14 protein-coding genes are annotated in these 15367 nt (G+C 65.3%); 7 read left to right on the top strand and 7 right to left on the bottom strand.

Features of this window, described 5'->3' with window-relative positions; translation table 11 throughout:
• Positions 1-71 precede the first annotated feature (71 nt).
• The 6 genes from ASC89_RS18130 to ASC89_RS18105 all read right to left on the bottom strand — a co-directional run bounded on the left by ASC89_RS18130 (position 72) and on the right by ASC89_RS18105 (position 6515).
• Positions 72-1031, bottom strand: coding sequence for a DMT family transporter (locus ASC89_RS18130; RefSeq protein ID WP_055882269.1), 960 nt, complete (start codon positions 1029-1031; stop codon positions 72-74).
• The gene (locus ASC89_RS18125; RefSeq protein ID WP_055882268.1) at positions 1032-2015 is read right to left on the bottom strand and encodes a DMT family transporter; all 984 of its coding nucleotides are present in this window, start codon (positions 2013-2015) and stop codon (positions 1032-1034) included.
• Between the two features lie 110 nt (positions 2016-2125).
• On the bottom strand, positions 2126-3103 hold the full coding sequence (locus ASC89_RS18120) for a glycerophosphodiester phosphodiesterase family protein (RefSeq protein WP_056000368.1): 978 nt from the start codon (positions 3101-3103) through the stop codon (positions 2126-2128).
• Positions 3104-3165: 62 nt separating this feature from the next.
• Entirely contained in the window at positions 3166-4707 is a 1542-nt protein-coding gene (locus ASC89_RS18115; RefSeq protein WP_056000365.1) for a hypothetical protein, read from the bottom strand.
• A gap of 85 nt (positions 4708-4792) precedes the next feature.
• A complete protein-coding gene (locus ASC89_RS18110; RefSeq protein ID WP_056000362.1) occupies positions 4793-5194 on the bottom strand; it encodes a DUF6855 family protein in 402 nt (133 codons plus the stop codon).
• Positions 5195-5300: 106 nt separating this feature from the next.
• The gene (locus ASC89_RS18105; RefSeq protein WP_056000359.1) at positions 5301-6515 is read right to left on the bottom strand and encodes an NADP-dependent isocitrate dehydrogenase; all 1215 of its coding nucleotides are present in this window, start codon (positions 6513-6515) and stop codon (positions 5301-5303) included.
• A gap of 487 nt (positions 6516-7002) precedes the next feature.
• Between ASC89_RS18105 and ASC89_RS18100 the strand changes: the two genes are divergently transcribed.
• From ASC89_RS18100 to ASC89_RS18090, 3 genes are all read left to right on the top strand, one after another.
• Positions 7003-7395, top strand: a complete 393-nt coding sequence (locus ASC89_RS18100; protein ID WP_162247960.1) for a MarR family winged helix-turn-helix transcriptional regulator — start codon at positions 7003-7005, stop codon at positions 7393-7395.
• 63 nt (positions 7396-7458) lie between these two features.
• A complete protein-coding gene (fabF, locus tag ASC89_RS18095) occupies positions 7459-8730 on the top strand; it encodes a beta-ketoacyl-ACP synthase II (RefSeq protein ID WP_055882251.1) in 1272 nt (423 codons plus the stop codon).
• A gap of 351 nt (positions 8731-9081) precedes the next feature.
• Positions 9082-9813, top strand: coding sequence for a GntR family transcriptional regulator (locus ASC89_RS18090; RefSeq protein ID WP_056000355.1), 732 nt, complete (start codon positions 9082-9084; stop codon positions 9811-9813).
• A gap of 109 nt (positions 9814-9922) precedes the next feature.
• Here ASC89_RS18090 and ASC89_RS18085 read toward each other — a convergent pair whose 3' ends face one another.
• Complete coding sequence (locus ASC89_RS18085) at positions 9923-10861, bottom strand: dihydrodipicolinate synthase family protein (protein WP_056000352.1); 939 nt, start codon at positions 10859-10861, stop codon at positions 9923-9925.
• A gap of 153 nt (positions 10862-11014) precedes the next feature.
• On the opposite strand from ASC89_RS18085, the gene ASC89_RS18080 reads away from it, so the two are divergent.
• The 4 genes from ASC89_RS18080 to ASC89_RS18065 all read left to right on the top strand — a co-directional run bounded on the left by ASC89_RS18080 (position 11015) and on the right by ASC89_RS18065 (position 15313).
• Entirely contained in the window at positions 11015-12283 is a 1269-nt protein-coding gene (locus tag ASC89_RS18080; protein ID WP_056000350.1) for an ArgE/DapE family deacylase, read from the top strand.
• 174 nt (positions 12284-12457) lie between these two features.
• On the top strand, positions 12458-13690 hold the full coding sequence (locus tag ASC89_RS18075; protein WP_056000345.1) for an amidohydrolase family protein: 1233 nt from the start codon (positions 12458-12460) through the stop codon (positions 13688-13690).
• Complete coding sequence (locus tag ASC89_RS18070) at positions 13687-14226, top strand: GAF domain-containing protein (protein ID WP_056000341.1); 540 nt, start codon at positions 13687-13689, stop codon at positions 14224-14226. Before ASC89_RS18075 ends, ASC89_RS18070 begins: the two co-directional genes overlap by 4 nt.
• 97 nt (positions 14227-14323) lie before the next feature.
• Positions 14324-15313, top strand: a complete 990-nt coding sequence (locus ASC89_RS18065; RefSeq protein ID WP_056000338.1) for a sugar ABC transporter substrate-binding protein — start codon at positions 14324-14326, stop codon at positions 15311-15313.
• Positions 15314-15367: the final 54 nt, after the last annotated feature.

The following is a 15367-nucleotide window of genomic DNA, read 5'->3' as shown; positions in this document are numbered from 1 at the left end:
CAGTAGGTCGTGCTTTCTGCTCCGACTGCCGACTGCCGACTGCCGACTGCCGACTGCCGACTGCCTACTGCCTACACCGGGTCCGGCCCCGGACCCTTGAAATCGTCCGGCGAGGGGTTGTCTCGCCGGGCGCGATATTCGGCCCAGCGTCCGGCGATGCGGGCGCGGGCGCCATCGGCGAAGATATTGGCGAGCCCGGCGGCGACGATGACGCCAAGCCCGGCAAGGCTGATCGCATCGGGCACTTCGCTGAAGAACAAAGCCCCGAACAGCAGCGCCCAGATGATCTGGCTGTACTGCATCGGCGCCACCCGGCTCGCCGGCGCCAGGGCGACGCCCTTGAGCTGCAGCAGATAGCCGATGCCACCCAATACGCCGCAGGCCACCAGCCCGCCCAGCAGCAACGGGCTCGGCCAGCTGAAGCCGACAATAAAGACGCCGACCAGGTTGACCACCAGGGTGAGCAGGCCGGGCAGGGCGAACAGGGTGACGCGCCGCTCGGCGCCCGAGATCAGCCGGATGGTGGTAAGCGACACGGCAGCGGCGAGCGCGCAGATGAAGGCGGCGATGTGCCCCAGTTCGATCTCACGGAAACCGGGCCGCACCACCAGCAGCACGCCGAGGAAGCTGATGACCACCAGCGCCCAGCGATCGAGCGACACCTCCTCCTTGAGCACGACGACCGAGAGGATGGTCGCCAGCACCGGGATGAGGAAGACGAGGCAATAGGCCTCGGCCAGCGGGATGGTGACGAAGGCGTAGGTGATCAGCACCGCGCTCAGCGTCCGGCAGAACGCGACGAGGAGCATCAGCGCCGGGCGGTTGAGCTTGAAGGTGTCCCGCCAGCGCTCTTCGCGCGGCTTGGAGAACAAAGCCGGCAGGAACGAGAAGACGGTGGTGAACAGGCCGATCTCGAAGACGCTGAGTGAGCCGCCCAGCGCTTTGACCAGCGCGTCGGCGGTCGAGAATGACGCCATCCCGCCCAGCACGCAGAGCACACCGAGCGAAACCGGTGAGAGGGAGCGCAGCATCTACTTGCCAGGCGCCGCCTGCGCCTGGTCGTCGGCATCGCCGCGTCGCGGCAGCTTGGCGTCATCGCCGAGCGGCGGACTGACCTCGGAAACGGCACTGGCCGGACCGAAGACCGACAGGCGCGAGAAGATGCGGATGCGCGTTTCGTCCGACATCACGTTGAGGATGCCGCAGATGGCAACGACGACGAGCCCGCAATAGGCGACGGTATCGGGATACTCGGCATAGAATATCGCGCCGAAGACGATGGCCCAGGCAATCTGGCTGTACTGGGCCGGCGCGATCATGCTTATCGGCGCGGTGCGGGTCGCGGTGATGAACAGGATGTTGCCGGTGCCGCCCAGAGCCCCGATCAGAACCAGGAAGGCGAATTCCTGCAGCGTCGGCCAATGGAACCCGGCGATGAGCATCAGGATGGAGTTGATAACGACAACGTAGCCCAGCGGCAGGCCGAGCAGGCTGACGCGCTTTTCGACCGGGGCGACCTTGCGCAGCGTGGTGGTGGCAATGCCGCCCATCACCGCGGCGCCGACCGCCATGAGATGGCCGAGTTGCAGTTCGCGGAAGCCCGGCCGGACGACGAGGAGCACACCGCAGAAGCTGGCGCCAAGGAACAGCCAGCGCTGCCAGGTCACGGTTTCGCCGAGGAAGCTCCGCGACAGCGCCACCACGAAGATCGGCGCCAGGAAGGCGATCGAGTATGCCTCGGCCAGCGGAATATGGGTGAAGGCGTAAATGATGCAGAGGTTGCCGATCACCCCGGCAATGCTGCGCAAGTGCACGAGATAGGGGTGGCGCATGCGATGCAGGTGCCGCCAGTGCTCGCCCTTGGGCTTGGTGAAGATCGCGGGAATGAAGGAAAACAGCGCCGTCCAGAAGGCAATTTCGAAGACGGAGAGGCTGGTGCCGAACCCTTTGATGATGGCGTCGCAGCAGGAATAGAGGAGATAGGCAAAAAGCGCGAAAGCGACGCCGGAGGGCATCTTCTGGGCATCCAAGAGGGGAGGGACGGCAACTGGTATGTTAGTCCTATACGATGGGCCGGCCGTACCGTCGATGGGCGGGAATGCCACAGGGCCTAATTATTTCGTCTCTACTTGAAGCGTTCACGCGCCAGCGGCCCGATGGTCTCGATTTTGTTGGTCCAGATGTAGCCGGCAAAGTTGTCGGGCACCTGAGCCAGCAGTTCGGGCGTATCGATGCCGGCGGTGCCGGGATCGCCGGAGCTGTAAGGGCCGAGCAGGATCACCTCCGAGCCGGCCTGCTGCAGGCGCTCGATGAAGAGGTTCGGCCAGCCCCAGACGAATGGCGCGACGTTGATCGGCAGCATCACCTTGGTGTTGCGGCAGGCCTCCGGAACAAACCCGGTCCAGCCAAACCCCTCGTATTGCAGTAGGCAATCGACCAGACCCTTGCGCGACCAGACATTGAGATCGCCGACCAGCTCGGCGGCGCGGTAGGTTGGCGGATCACCACCATAGGCGCCCCAGACAGCCGGCCGCCATTGCGGGTGCGACGACAGCAGCTCAGCCAGCATGTCGCCCTCGCGTGCCTCGTTGCTCTTGAAGTTGACGAGGAAGCGCTCGGCGGGGAAGGCGGTGAACACCTCCTTGAGTTCGGGCATCAGGCCGATGCCCTTGCCGCGAAACGGAAAGGTCGCGCCGCCGTCGGCGGTGTAGCCGTAGCCGATATCGAGCAGTTTCAGTGACGCCATGTCGTGGCCACGGGTCTCGCCGGTGCCTTCGGTGCGGCAATCGACGGTCCAGTCATGCAGTACGGCGAACTGGCCATCGGTGGTCGGATGGACATCGAGTTCGACGATATCGGCCCCCGCCGCGAAGGCCGCCTGCATCGAGGGGAGGGTATTTTCGAGGTAATCGTGGGTCGGCTGATCGATCCGCTCGGCGGTGCAGGTATCGTTGTTGAGGTCGGCGCGATCGAAGGTCTGGTGCACGCCGCGATGGGCGATCAGCTCGGGCTTTCCCTGAGGCGGCGCGACGCGCCAGGACGCATTCCAGACGTAGACGGCGGCGACAATGACCGCGAGGCCAAGCAGAATCTTTTTGAACATCAATACCCCTCAATGCGGCTGACGCTCAGGTGAGTTCATGGCTCAAGTATGACCGGATGGCCTCAGCCGCAGTTGAGTTTGGAGCCTTGGAAATCGGCTTCGCACTGGATGCGCCGGAGGGTCGCCAGGTCCTCGTCGGTGGGGGCTTCGCCGTTGGGTTTCACCACGATGGCCTCGACCACGGCGCTGCTCTCGCCATTGAGGATGCCGAACCAGACGAAGGTCGCGGCCGTATCGACGAAGGCGCCTTCGCGGACGAAGCCGGTGTCGCTGGTGACCTCGTTGGTGTAGGCACGGCCCAACGCGCCCTGGGCGAACGCGCTGTCATAGAGCTGGCGAGTGCCGACGCGTTCGAAGACGAAGACGTCACCCAAATGCGAGACGCGCGAGCTGGGCGTGCTGGCGTCGACGACGAGGTCGCTGGGCATGGTCGGCAGCAGCGGCGGCAGCGCCGTGTTGAAGCGGTTGGCGTCGATATCGGCTTCGCCGGGCAGGTCGAGGCCGTCGATATCGGCGTCGAGCGGCAGGAAGAAACTGTTGAGCGGCCCCTTGGCGAAGATGCGCTTCAGCGGGTCGCGCCCGACGCCGGCTGTGGACCAGCCGTGCTGGCGGTTGAAGAAACTGGTGCTCGCGGCATTGAGACCATCGAGGCCGGGGGTGAAGTAGAGCGCGATCTCGTAGTCGCCATCCGTCGCCATCGAGGCGTCGGTGGCCGAGCAGCTGCCGATATCGAGCAGCCGGTCGCCCAGCTTGTAACCGGAGATCGGCCCGGCCAATTCGGCTTCGCCGATGGCCGGCGTGTAGTCGGATTCGAAGCGCCACTGCATGTCGTACGGGGCGGCGCGCTCGTCGATGGCGAGGAGGCGCAGGCAGGCCTCACGGATGGCGGAAGGCAGGTCGGTGATCCAACCGGAGGACGGTGTAGGCGGCAGGGTGACCCGGGCCAAATAGAGGTCTTCCGCGGTCACCAGGTTGTAAGTTTCCTCCGGGCCCATGCCGACCATTTTGAAGATCACCTCGGGATCGACGTTCCACTTCACCAGCTCCTTGACCATCAGGGCGAGCAAATCCCGCGTCTGGCCCTGCATAGCCATGGCGCCGCGCTCGTTGAGGGCATTGGTGAAGGACACTTCGTCGGAGTAGGGGGCGTGGAAGCCGACGACGGATCCGGGCTCGACCATGCGGTCGACATAGGTGCCGACGCCGTCCTGGCTGGACCAGGCAGAACCGCCGAGGAAAGCGAAAGCGCAAGCGGAATAGCAACCGCTGCCGCGCTCGACGACGGTGGCGATATGGTTGGCGCGGAGGAAGTCGGCGAGCGCCAGGCCCTCAAAATAGCTGCCGCCCGGCCCATTCAGGGTGAGTACCGCCGTTGCCCCTCCGTCGGGCCCGATGCACGACAGGCGGCATTTGACGAAGGTGTCGTACATGCTCTGCAGCGTTGCGACATCGCCGTCGGCGGTATCGCCGTCATAGTGCAGGTGCGGCACCGGGTGCGCGGCGGAATACTGCATTGAGACGATGGAAATAGTTGCTGCTGATGCGTTGATCGGCAAGGCGACGAAGATCGACAGCAGAGCGGTCGCGAAGGCGAGAAGACGCATGCGGAAATTCCCCCGAGAACTGTAGTTCTAGGAGCTTTGACGCGCGCCGTTCAAGCGTCCTTGGGGTGGGTCGAGACGGAAACTGCTAGAGAGCACGGACCCGGTTGTTGCGCGGCCCGTGTTCCAGTTCGACGAGACCCAGCACCTCGAGCACCGGCGTCACGTAGTTGGCGAAGCGGCCGCGAAATCCCTTCCGGATGCCATACCACCCACCTACCGGGTTGTCGTGAGAGCGGGCCCAGGCTTCGACCGTGCCAGGCTTGGCGTCCTTCTGCTCATCGGCATTGCCGAGTTCCATCCAGTCGCCGTGCTGTTTCAGCATCTGGTGCAGGTCTTCGATGGCCCTGAGGTGGTAGCGCAACTCGGTGCCGCCGGCGACGCAGATAAGGGCAGGCGGCGTGGCATCGGGAGCGCGGTAAAGCGTGATGTCGCTGCTGCCCGGCGGGGTCTTGAGCAACCACGGATCGTCTCTGGTACCTGCTGCCATCGTTCGCTCCTCATCTGGTGGGGCGAACTATAGACCGGCCAGATGACGGAGGCACCAGAGAGGGCGCAGGCGGCGATGCAGTCGCCGCCTGCTATCGGGTTGGACGTCAGGCAGCCATGGCCTTCTTCAGGTTGGCGTCGATGGCGTCGAGGAAGCCAAGGGTCGAGAGCCACTTCTGGTCCGGGCCGACGAGCAAGGCGAGGTCCTTGGTCATCTGGCCGGCTTCGACGGTCTCGACACAGACCTTCTCGAGGGTCAGGGCGAACTTCGCCAGTTCGGCATTGTTGTCGAGCTTGGCGCGGTGCTGCAGGCCACGCGTCCAGGCGAAGATCGAGGCGATGGAGTTGGTCGAGGTCTCCTTGCCCTGCTGGTGCTGGCGGTAGTGACGGGTGACGGTGCCGTGCGCCGCTTCGGCCTCGACGATCTTGCCATCGGGGGTCATCAGCACCGAGGTCATCAGGCCGAGCGAGCCAAAGCCCTGGGCGACGATGTCGGACTGCACGTCGCCGTCGTAGTTCTTGCAGGCCCAGACGTAGCCGCCGGACCACTTCAGCGCCGAGGCGACCATGTCGTCGATCAGCCGGTGCTCGTACCAGATCTTCAGCTCGTCGAACTTCTGCTTGTAGTGCTCATCGAAGATCTCCTGGAAGATATCCTTGAAGCGACCGTCATAGGCCTTGAGGATGGTGTTCTTGGTCGAGAGGTAGCACGGCACCTTGCGGTTGATGGCGTAGTTGAACGAGGCGTGGGCGAAATCGCGGATCGACTCGTCGAGGTTGTACATGGCGAGCGCCACGCCGGCGCCCGGCGCCTGGTAGACTTCGTGCTCGATAACCTGGCCGTCTTCGCCGGCGAACTTGATGGTCAGCGTGCCCTTGCCCGGGAAGCGGAAATCGGTAGCGCGGTACTGGTCGCCGAAGGCATGGCGGCCGACGATGATCGGCTGGGTCCAGCCCGGTACGAGGCGCGGCACGTTCGAGCAGATGATCGGCTCGCGGAAAATCACGCCGCCCAGGATGTTGCGGATCGTGCCGTTGGGCGACTTCCACATCTTCTTGAGCTTGAACTCTTCGACGCGCTGCTCATCGGGGGTGATGGTGGCGCACTTGATGCCGACGCCGTGCTTCTTGATGGCGTTGGCGGCGTCGACCGTCACCTGGTCGTTGGTGGCGTCGCGGTTCTCGACCGAGAGGTCGTAGTATTCGATATCGAGATCGAGATAGGGAAGGATCAGCTTGTCCTTGATCGCCTGCCAGATGATGCGGGTCATCTCATCGCCGTCGAGATCGACGACAGGGTTGGCAACTTTGATCTTGGCCATGCGTAAGCTCCTCAGCGGCGCGGAAAATCTGATGCCGGGGCTAATAGCATGAAATCGGCCGAGCGAAAGCGTCGGAGCGCAGCCTCGTTGGGCGTCACGCAACCGTCGTGGCGCTGCCGGCATTGTCACCGCATCGCGCGCCAGGTCCGAGGACACTATGAGCATCCCGACGAGCATCCCGCCACACGTGCGAAATCTCGACATCGACAAGACCGACCGCGGACCACTGGGGCCGAGCAAGGCACCGCCGGAACCGCTGTTCGAAACCGACGACGATGTCCTGCCCGACGCGACAACCGGCCCGCCGACGGGTCGGACCAATCGAGAGAGCAGCAACCGGCGCGCTGACGCCGGGCTGGTTGCCGGACCAGCAAGTGCACAAACGCCGCTCCCTTTCGTCGTCCCACCCACTCCAGCGAGCGCCGCCTCACTTGACACCGTGTAACTACACACTATTTGTCGGCGCATGGATGATTTCAGCCGGTGCATGGTTTCGAATACGCGGATGGCGGCGCGGGCGATTACGCGGCGCTATGATGCCTATACGCGGCCGTTCGGCATCACCTCGACGCAGTACTCGGTGCTCGGGCTGATCGTGGCCTCCGGCGAGCGGAACGTCAGCGAGCTGGCCGAACAGCGCGGCTTCGAGCGGACGACACTGACGCGGAACCTCGATCGGCTGGAGAAGATGGGGCTGATCGCGTCGCGCCCGGCCGAGCATGGCAATGGCCGGATCTGTTCGCTCACCCCGAGGGGACGCGACCTGGTCAACGAGTTGCTGCCGCTGTGGCGCAAGGCGCAGGCTGAGATCCGCGCCGAGCTCGGCGCCGACGGCTTTGAAGATACCCTGATGAAACTGCAGCGGCTCGCCACCATCTGAAGCGATGCGGCAGCCTGCTGACCTCGAGCCGACCCGTGTAACTACACATAAGGAAGAATTCCCATGGCAACTCAGTCCGATCCGATCGTCGTCACCGGCATGGGCGTGGTCAGCCCACTGGGCACCGGCGTCGAAACCGTGTGGTCACGGCTCATCGCCGGCAAGAGCGGCATTGTCCGGAACACCCGCTTCGACGTGACCAACTATACGGCCAAGGTGGCCGGGCTGGTGCCGACGAGCGAAACGGACCCTGAGGGATTCGATCCGCTGGTGGCGATCGACCCGAAGGACATCAAGAAGATGGACCTGTTCATCCAGTACGGGCTGGTCGCCGCGCAGGAGGCGATCGCCCAGTCCGGCTGGGCGCCTCAGACCGAGGACGAAAAGGCCCGTACCGCCACGGTGATCGGCACCGGGGTCGGCGGCTCGCCGGTTATGGCGCATGCGGTCGAGACGATCATCGAGAAGGGGCCGCGGCGGCTGTCGCCGTTCACCGTGCCGAGCTTTCTCGCCAACCTCGCGGCCGGCTGGATCTCCATCCGCTACGGCTTCAAGGGGCCGATCGGCGCGCCGGTGACCGCCTGCGCGGCGTCGGGCCAGGCGATCGGCGACGGCATGCGGCTGATCCTTACGGGCGAAGCGGACGTGGCTGTTGTCGGCGGGGCCGAGGGCTCGGTCGACCCGATTTCGGTCGGCGGGTTCGGCGCGGCGCGAGCGCTGGCGACGGCGTTCAACGACGACCCCGAGGGCGCCTCGCGGCCGTTCGACCGCAAGCGCGACGGGTTCGTGCTGGCCGAGGGCGCCGCAGTGCTGGTGATCGAGCGGCTGAGTCACGCCAAGGCCCGAGGCGCGACGCCGCTCGCGATACTTTCCGGTTACGGGACATCGGCCGATGCCTATCACCTGACGGCCGGCGAGCCGGGCGGCGCCGGAGCGCAGGCAGCGATGCGCGGCGCTTTGCGGATGGCCGGACTGTCGCCGGGTGAGATCGACTACATCAACGCCCACTCGACCTCGACGCAGGTCGGCGATGCGGCGGAGCTGGCCGGGATCGGCGCGGTGTTCGCCAATCGCGGCAAGGACCTCGCAATCTCTTCGACCAAGTCGGCGACCGGGCACCTGATGGGCGCAGCGGGCGCCATCGAGGCGCTGTTCTCGATCCTCGCGATCCGCAACGGCATCGTGCCGCCGACGCGCAACCTCGAGGATCCGGATGTGGGCGAGCAATTCAACCTGGTGCCGAAGGTGGCGCAGCAAAAGACCGTGCGGCATGCGCTGTCGAACGCCTTCGGCTTCGGCGGGGTGAACGCCACGCTGGTGTTCTCGGCGATTTAGGCGTTGACGCGGCTCGGCGACGATCTTGCCCTCGTCCCGGGCCCGGCCACACACGATTGCACTGCGGCGCGGCAGGAACGCTGGCGCGCCCGGCCGGTGAGACGTCGCCTGTGCGCGTGCGGGCCAATGCAGCGCAGATACCGATAGCCAGAATCATCGAGGCCACAAAACAAGGCATGCAACGTCAGGCTCGGACCAAGGAGCAATCCCGAAGGTCCGAGCCTGCCGGCAACTGCATATTGCGGCAGTAACGCTCGGGGGAAGTAATCAAGGCGGCGCGCCGTCTGGCAATCCGGTGATACTTTATCTATGAAGCCTGTCCCGACGGTTTGGTGGAATCGAGGTTTGGGAATGGCGAAGAAGCCGCGGCCGACTGCAGAGACGAGTACGCCGGTTCGCAAGCGCGGCCATGGCGTGCAGAAGGTCTACGAGAAGCTGCGGCAATCGATCCTCGATCTCAGCCTGCCACCGGGCAGTCCGCTTGATGAGATGCGGCTGGCGGAAGAGTTCGATCTGTCGCGCACCCCGATCCGCGAGGCCATGGTGCGGCTGGCGGCGGAGGGGCTGCTGACGACCTTGCCGAACCGCAACACCATTGTCGCGCCGATCGATTTCATCAACCTGCCGGTCTATTTCGAGGCATTGACGTTGATGTATCGCGTCACCACGCGCGCCGCAGCGGTACATCGGCGCCCTGAGCACCTGGTGCGCATCCGGGCCTTCGAGGCGGCTTATGCCGATGCCGTGCGACGCCGTGATGCGTTGGGGATGATCGCGATCAACCGCGATTTCCATGTCGCGGTGGCCGAGGCGGGGGGCAATGTCTATTTCACGCAGTTGTTCGCCCGGCTGCTCGACGAAGGGCGGCGGGTGATGCGGGTCTTCTATTACTCGTTCGACGACGACCTGCCGCGCCAGTATGTCGATGAGCACGCCGACATGGTTGCCGCCATCGAGGCGCGCGACGCAGACCGCGCCGACGCGCTGGCTGCGACACATGCTGCCCAGATCGTGCGACAGATCCAGGCCTATATGGCGCGCGACACCACGAGCCGCATCGACCTGGCGCTACAGGAGCGGTGAGCGGGGGGCGCAGAGCCCGGAGGGCTGGAGGGCGCGATGGCTCGGCCGCCCCCTCCCATCGGGAGAGGACCGCCGACTGCGTGTTCGGTGCCCTAGCAGGGCGTTCAGCTTACGCCGCCTCGGACCATGCGGAGTACCAGGTGCGGAAGCGCTGGAGCGACTGTTCGGCGAAGCGCCGCTGCGCCGGGCTCAGGGCATCGGATTGGTTGAAGTGAAGCTCGTATTCCTTCTCGCCGTTGAGCGCGAGCAGGTATTTGAAGAACAGCACCAGGTCCGGACCGGCGTCCCAGGTGGAGAGGGTGATCAGCGCCTCTTCGAGTTCCCTGGCGCGGCGGCGCGCCACGGGGTCCCCCTGCTGGCCTTTGATGCACAAATCCACAAGGTGCAGCACTTCGCGCGGCAGGCAGTTGCCGATGCCGGTGATGGCGCCGGCGGCGCCGCACTGGATGAAGCCGTGATAAACGGCGGTATCGACGCCCACCATCAGCGTCAGGTTCGGATCGGCTGAGGTGATGTGCTCGGCGGCGTAGGAGAGGTCAGCCTCGCCGCCGAATTCTTTGAAGCCCACCAGGTTCTTATGCTCGGCGCGCAGCGCGAAGAACAGGTCGGCGCGGGTGGCAAAGCCATAGTAGGGGCTGTTGTAGATCACCGCCGGCAGGTCCGGCGCGGCCGAGAGCAGGGCCTTGAAATGCGCGTGCTGCGCAGCGGCCGACGAGCCGCGGGAGAGGACGCGCGGGATCAGCATCAGGCCTGCGGCGCCCACCTGCTGTGCATGAGCGGCATGGGCGGCAGCCGCCTTGGTGTTGACCGCGCCGGTGCCGACGATCACCGGGATGCCGGCCTTGACCAGCCGCTCGACGCCTTCCATGCGCTCAGCGTCGGTAAGCAGCGGCCAATCGCCCATCGATCCGCAATAGACGACGCCCGACATGCCGAGCCCGATCAGCTCGTTCGCCTTGCGCACCAGCGCATCGAAATCCGGCGTCCGGTCGGCGCGGCACGGGGTCATCAGGGCGGGAATGCACCCGGTGAACGGGCTCTTTTCCATGGGGTCTGCTCCAGCGGCTAAAGGCGATCAAGCGGCTCATCAAAGCATATTGCGCTTCGTTGTGATCTCCCTATAGGGTTCAGCCGACAGTTTGTCGACAGGGGAAATCCAGTCTCGCACGTGGGGTGCCGATTGGAGTTGAGGAGTGGCACGATGATCGATCCGACAGCGCTCCGCGCGGCGGTGGCAGAAGGGTTTGGCCGGCAGACTGAATGGCTGGCCAAGCTCGCCTCGTTCGACAGCACGCGCGGGAACGAGGCCCCGTGCCAGGATTGGCTGGCCGGCGAATTCGCGGCGCGCGGCTGGGCGGTCGACAGGTACACGATCGACGAGGTGGAGATCGCCGGCCTGACGGGGTACTCGCCGGTGGTTGACGCCGATTACTCCAAAGCCGTGCAGGTGGTGGCGACGCACCAGGTCGAAGCGCCGGTCGGGCGAAGCCTGATCCTGATGGGGCATATTGACGTGGTGCCGGTCGGGGCGACCGAGCTTTGGTCGCAGGATCCGTTCAGGCCAGAAGTGCGCGATGGCTGGATGCATGGCCGCGGCACTGGCGACATGAAGGCAGGTGTCTCGGCCATGGTCTTCGCCCTCGATGCGCTGCGCCGGCTCGGCTACGTGCCGGGCTCACGCGTGCATATCGAGACGGTGAGCGAAGAGGAGTGCACCGGCAATGGCGCGCTTTCGACGCTGGCGCGGGGCTATCGCGCGGATGCGGCGTTCATCCCTGAAAGCATGGGGCACCAGATCATCCGCGCCGAACTGGGCTCAGTGTGGTTCCGGCTGCGCATCCTTGGCCGGCCGGGCCATGTGTACGCAGGCGTATCCACCGGTTCGCACGCCATTCTCGCGGCCATGGCCTATATCGAGGCGCTCAAGGGCCTGACGGCCGAGATCAATGCCGAAGCGGTGACGCACCCATATTTCGGCGCCATTGCCGACCCGGTGAAGTTCAACCCCGGCAAGATCCGGGGCGGGGACTGGCTGGGCTCGATCCCGTCATGGTGCGAACTCGAGTGCCGGCTGTCGGTGCTGCCGGGGCATAGCCTCGCCGATGTGCGCGAGCGTGTCAGCGAGGCCGTTCGCCGTTGCGCCGCCGCGCTAGAAGCCGAGATGCCGGCGCTGAGCTGGATCGGCTTCCAGGCAGATGGCCACGTCTTTGCTCCGGGCACCGAGGCCGAGGCGCTGCTGGCCGGTATCCACGCCGAACTGCTCGGCCGGGAGCTCGAGCCGCTCAGCATGACGGCCACCAGCGATACCCGGTTCTACGACCTCTATTACGGCATTCCGGCGCTTTGCTACGGCGGCAACGCCCGCGGCATGCACGCACCGTCGGAGGCGGTCGAACTCGCCAGCTTACAGACAACCACCGAGGTGATTGCCCGTTTCGTAGCCAGATGGTGCGGCCTGAAGGCAGCATGACCGCCAAAGTTTGGGCAGGATCCGGCTCAGAATCCATCTTGTCGACAAACTAAATATTCGCTCATACTGACATGAAAGCGTCGCAAGCAGGACCTCAATGCGCCTCACCGAGCAGAGCCAGATGCCCCATCGACGGCGCGACGCCGCCCCGCGTGACCTGGCGGTGGCTGGCCGATGAGCGCTGCGCTGAGCTTCACCAACGCCCGTCTGGTCGACCTCGACAGGCAGACGCTGAGCCCGTCGACCACTGTGTCGGTGCGTGACGGCAGGATCATCGGCGTCGGTGCAACGGCGTTGCCCGGGGACGAGGTGATCGACCTCGGCGGCCTGACGCTGATGCCGGGCTTCATCGACTGCCATTTCCATGTCGTGGCCTGGTCGCTCGACCTATGGGCCAATGCCATCGCGCCCGACAGCCTTGCAGCGGTGCGCGCCGTCAAGGTGATGGAAGAACTGCTGGCCGACGGATTCACCACGGTGCGGGATCTCGGCGGCGCCGACTACGGGCTCGTGCGCGGCGTCAACGAAGGGCTGATTGCCGGGCCGGACCTGGTCATCTGCGGCAAGGGGCTGTCGATGACCGGCGGGCATACGGACCTGCGTCAGCGCACCGACAGCCGCCCCGACACCCTGGGCTGGCGCGTCGGCAACATGGGCGTGCTGGTCGACGGCGTCGACGAGGTGCGCCGCGCCTGCCGCAAGATGATCAAGGAAGGTGCCCGCTTCATCAAGGTGATGGGCAATGGCGGTGTCTCCTCGCCGAACGATCCGATCGACGGCCTGCAGTATTCGGACGACGAGATCCGGGCGATGGTCGAGGAGGCTGGCAACGCCAATACCTATGTGTCGGCACATGTCTATTCCGATGCCTCGATCCGCCGCTGTGTGAAGCTGGGCGTCAAGTCGCTCGAGCACTGCAACCTGATCGGCGCCGAGACGGCGGCAATGGCGGCTGAAGCGGGCTGCATCGCCATCCCGACATTGGCGGCCTACGAGGGCCTCAAGCTCGAGGGGGCGCAGCTCGGCCTCGGCGAGGCTGAGCAACTGAAGCTGGACGTGGTACGCGATGGCGGCCGAAACTCGCTCGGCATCATGCGCAGGGCAGGCCTGCCCATGGCCTTCGGCACGGACCTGTTGGGCCAGTTGCGCAAATATGGCGGACTCGAGTTTTCGCTGCTCGCCGAGGTGCTGACGCCGAAGGAAATCCTCAGCGGTATGTGGGACGCCGGCGCACGGCTTTGCCGCATGGAGGGCGAGATCGGCACCATGGCGGCCGGGGCGCGCGCCAACCTGGTGGCCTTCGACGTCGACCCGTTCACCGACATCGCGGCGCTGGGGCGTCCGGCCGAGCACCTGAAGCTGGTGGTCAAGGACGGCGTGGTGGCGCATGACCGGAGGCGCGCATGACGCCTGACCTCGCGCATGCCTTCAGATTGGCAGCCGGCGAGCACGCCGCCGAGGCGGTGTTCGCCTATGCCCGGGCGGGTATCCACCAGGCGGCCGGCTCACTCCTCACCACCGCTTCGGTCTACGATCTCAAGCAGATGCGCTCACGCCGGGTGTGGACCGACGATGCGGCAGCCTACCCGACGGGCAATTTCAAGCGGCTCGACCGCAACCGCTACTTCGAGACGGTGATCGAAGGCCGCCGCCCGTTCTCCTCGACCAGCATCGAGGAGATCGCCACGGTGTTCTTCGACTGGCAGAAAATCCAGCAGCTGGGGTTCGAATCCAACATGAACCTGCCGGCGATCGCCGATGGCCGCGTGATCGGCACCATCAACCTCCTGCACCGCCAGGGACATTTCACCACCGACCGGGTGGCGCTGGCGCTTGCCTGGCAACCGGTGGCGACACTCGCCTTTCTTTTGCTCGACCTTGCTGGGTCGGAAGGCGCCAACTTCCACGGAACCGACACCGCGGTGGCGGCAATGGAAGGATAACTCGCTGCCTCGCAGGCGGCGCATTACGTGGTCCGGTCATCACGGGCCCAAGGGAACGCAACAGGAGCGGGACAGCCGTCCCGACAGGAGAGAACGCATGCATAAACTCATCGCCGCGGCATTGCTGGCCACGTGCCTCATCCCCGCCACCGCCATGGCCCAGGAGCCGATCCGCCTGGCCTTCCTCGCCGCATCGAGCCAGAACGGCTACAATGATGCGACCTGGCAGGGCGTGAAGGCTGCCGCAGAGAAGGCCGGCGGCGTCGAGGTCGAAATCTTCGACGGCGAGTTCAATGCCGCCACCCAGTACAAGCAGGTGGAAGACATCATCGCCGGCGGTCGCTTCGACGGCATCATCATTGCTCCCAACGATACGGTCGGCATCGCCACCGCGCTCGAAGAAGCGACCAAGGAAGGCCTGCTCGTCGCCTCGACGCTGTTCCCGGTCGGCCCGGAACTGACGGTGATGACCCCGCAGGTCGCTGGCCTCACCACCACGGTTGCCTCCAACCCGGTGGACGGCGCCACGGCCCAGGCCGAGGAAGTGGTGAAGTTCTGCGCCGACAAGGATCCCTGCAACGTGGTGATCATGATCGGCCAGTTGCAGTTTCCGTTCGACAACCTGCGCTACAAGAGCTTCGAGACCGTGCTGAGCCAGCACGCCAACATCAAAGTCGTCGCCACCGGCGAAGGCAGCTACAGCCCTGATGCGTCGCTGACTGCGTTCCAGGACATCATCCAGGCGAACCCCAAGATCGACGTAGTGCTCTCGAACGCCGACCAGCACCTTCTGGGTGTCGAGATCGCGCTCGCCGATGCCGGCATCCCGATCGAGCCGATCTACCTGATCGGCGGCGGCCTCAACCAGATCACCGTCGACAAGATCAAGGCTGGCGTGTTTGACGCGACGCTTTCCGGTTACCCGTATTCGGAGGGGTTCTACGCCGCCGATGCGCTGATCCGGGCCAAGAAGGGCGAGACGGTCGAGAACTGGATCGACCCGGCCACCAAGGCCACCAACCCGCTGATCGTCACCAAGGAATGGCTCGACGCCAACCCCGACTTCAAGGCCGAGTGGGAGGGCTGATCGCCACGGCGACATTCCTGTCGGGGGCGCAAGCGTCCCCGGCCACCTGCATCG

It is taken from the genome of Devosia sp. Root413D1, assembly GCF_001425235.1.
In the GTDB taxonomy this organism is placed as follows: Bacteria; Pseudomonadota; Alphaproteobacteria; order Rhizobiales; family Devosiaceae; genus Devosia_A.
The sequence above is the reverse complement of the archived record's forward strand: the minus strand, read 5'-3'. Positions and strand labels throughout refer to the sequence as shown.

Bases quoted from the DNA above. Each gene is read 5' to 3' on its own strand.
- ASC89_RS18110 (WP_056000362.1), bottom strand. From the start codon at position 5,194: ATGGCAGCAGGTACCAGAGACGATCCGTGGTTGCTCAAGACCCCGCCG.
- fabF (WP_055882251.1), top strand. From the start codon at position 7,459: ATGGCAACTCAGTCCGATCCGATCGTCGTCACCGGCATGGGCGTGGTC.
- ASC89_RS18065 (WP_056000338.1), top strand. From the start codon at position 14,324: ATGCATAAACTCATCGCCGCGGCATTGCTGGCCACGTGCCTCATCCCC.
- ASC89_RS18125 (WP_055882268.1), bottom strand. From the start codon at position 2,015: ATGCCCTCCGGCGTCGCTTTCGCGCTTTTTGCCTATCTCCTCTATTCC.
- ASC89_RS18085 (WP_056000352.1), bottom strand. From the start codon at position 10,861: ATGGAAAAGAGCCCGTTCACCGGGTGCATTCCCGCCCTGATGACCCCG.
- ASC89_RS18070 (WP_056000341.1), top strand. From the start codon at position 13,687: ATGACGCCTGACCTCGCGCATGCCTTCAGATTGGCAGCCGGCGAGCAC.
- ASC89_RS18075 (WP_056000345.1), top strand. From the start codon at position 12,458: ATGAGCGCTGCGCTGAGCTTCACCAACGCCCGTCTGGTCGACCTCGAC.
- ASC89_RS18080 (WP_056000350.1), top strand. From the start codon at position 11,015: ATGATCGATCCGACAGCGCTCCGCGCGGCGGTGGCAGAAGGGTTTGGC.
- ASC89_RS18105 (WP_056000359.1), bottom strand. From the start codon at position 6,515: ATGGCCAAGATCAAAGTTGCCAACCCTGTCGTCGATCTCGACGGCGAT.
- ASC89_RS18120 (WP_056000368.1), bottom strand. From the start codon at position 3,103: ATGTTCAAAAAGATTCTGCTTGGCCTCGCGGTCATTGTCGCCGCCGTC.
- ASC89_RS18090 (WP_056000355.1), top strand. From the start codon at position 9,082: ATGGCGAAGAAGCCGCGGCCGACTGCAGAGACGAGTACGCCGGTTCGC.
- ASC89_RS18130 (WP_055882269.1), bottom strand. From the start codon at position 1,031: ATGCTGCGCTCCCTCTCACCGGTTTCGCTCGGTGTGCTCTGCGTGCTG.
- ASC89_RS18100 (WP_162247960.1), top strand. From the start codon at position 7,003: ATGGTTTCGAATACGCGGATGGCGGCGCGGGCGATTACGCGGCGCTAT.
- ASC89_RS18115 (WP_056000365.1), bottom strand. From the start codon at position 4,707: ATGCGTCTTCTCGCCTTCGCGACCGCTCTGCTGTCGATCTTCGTCGCC.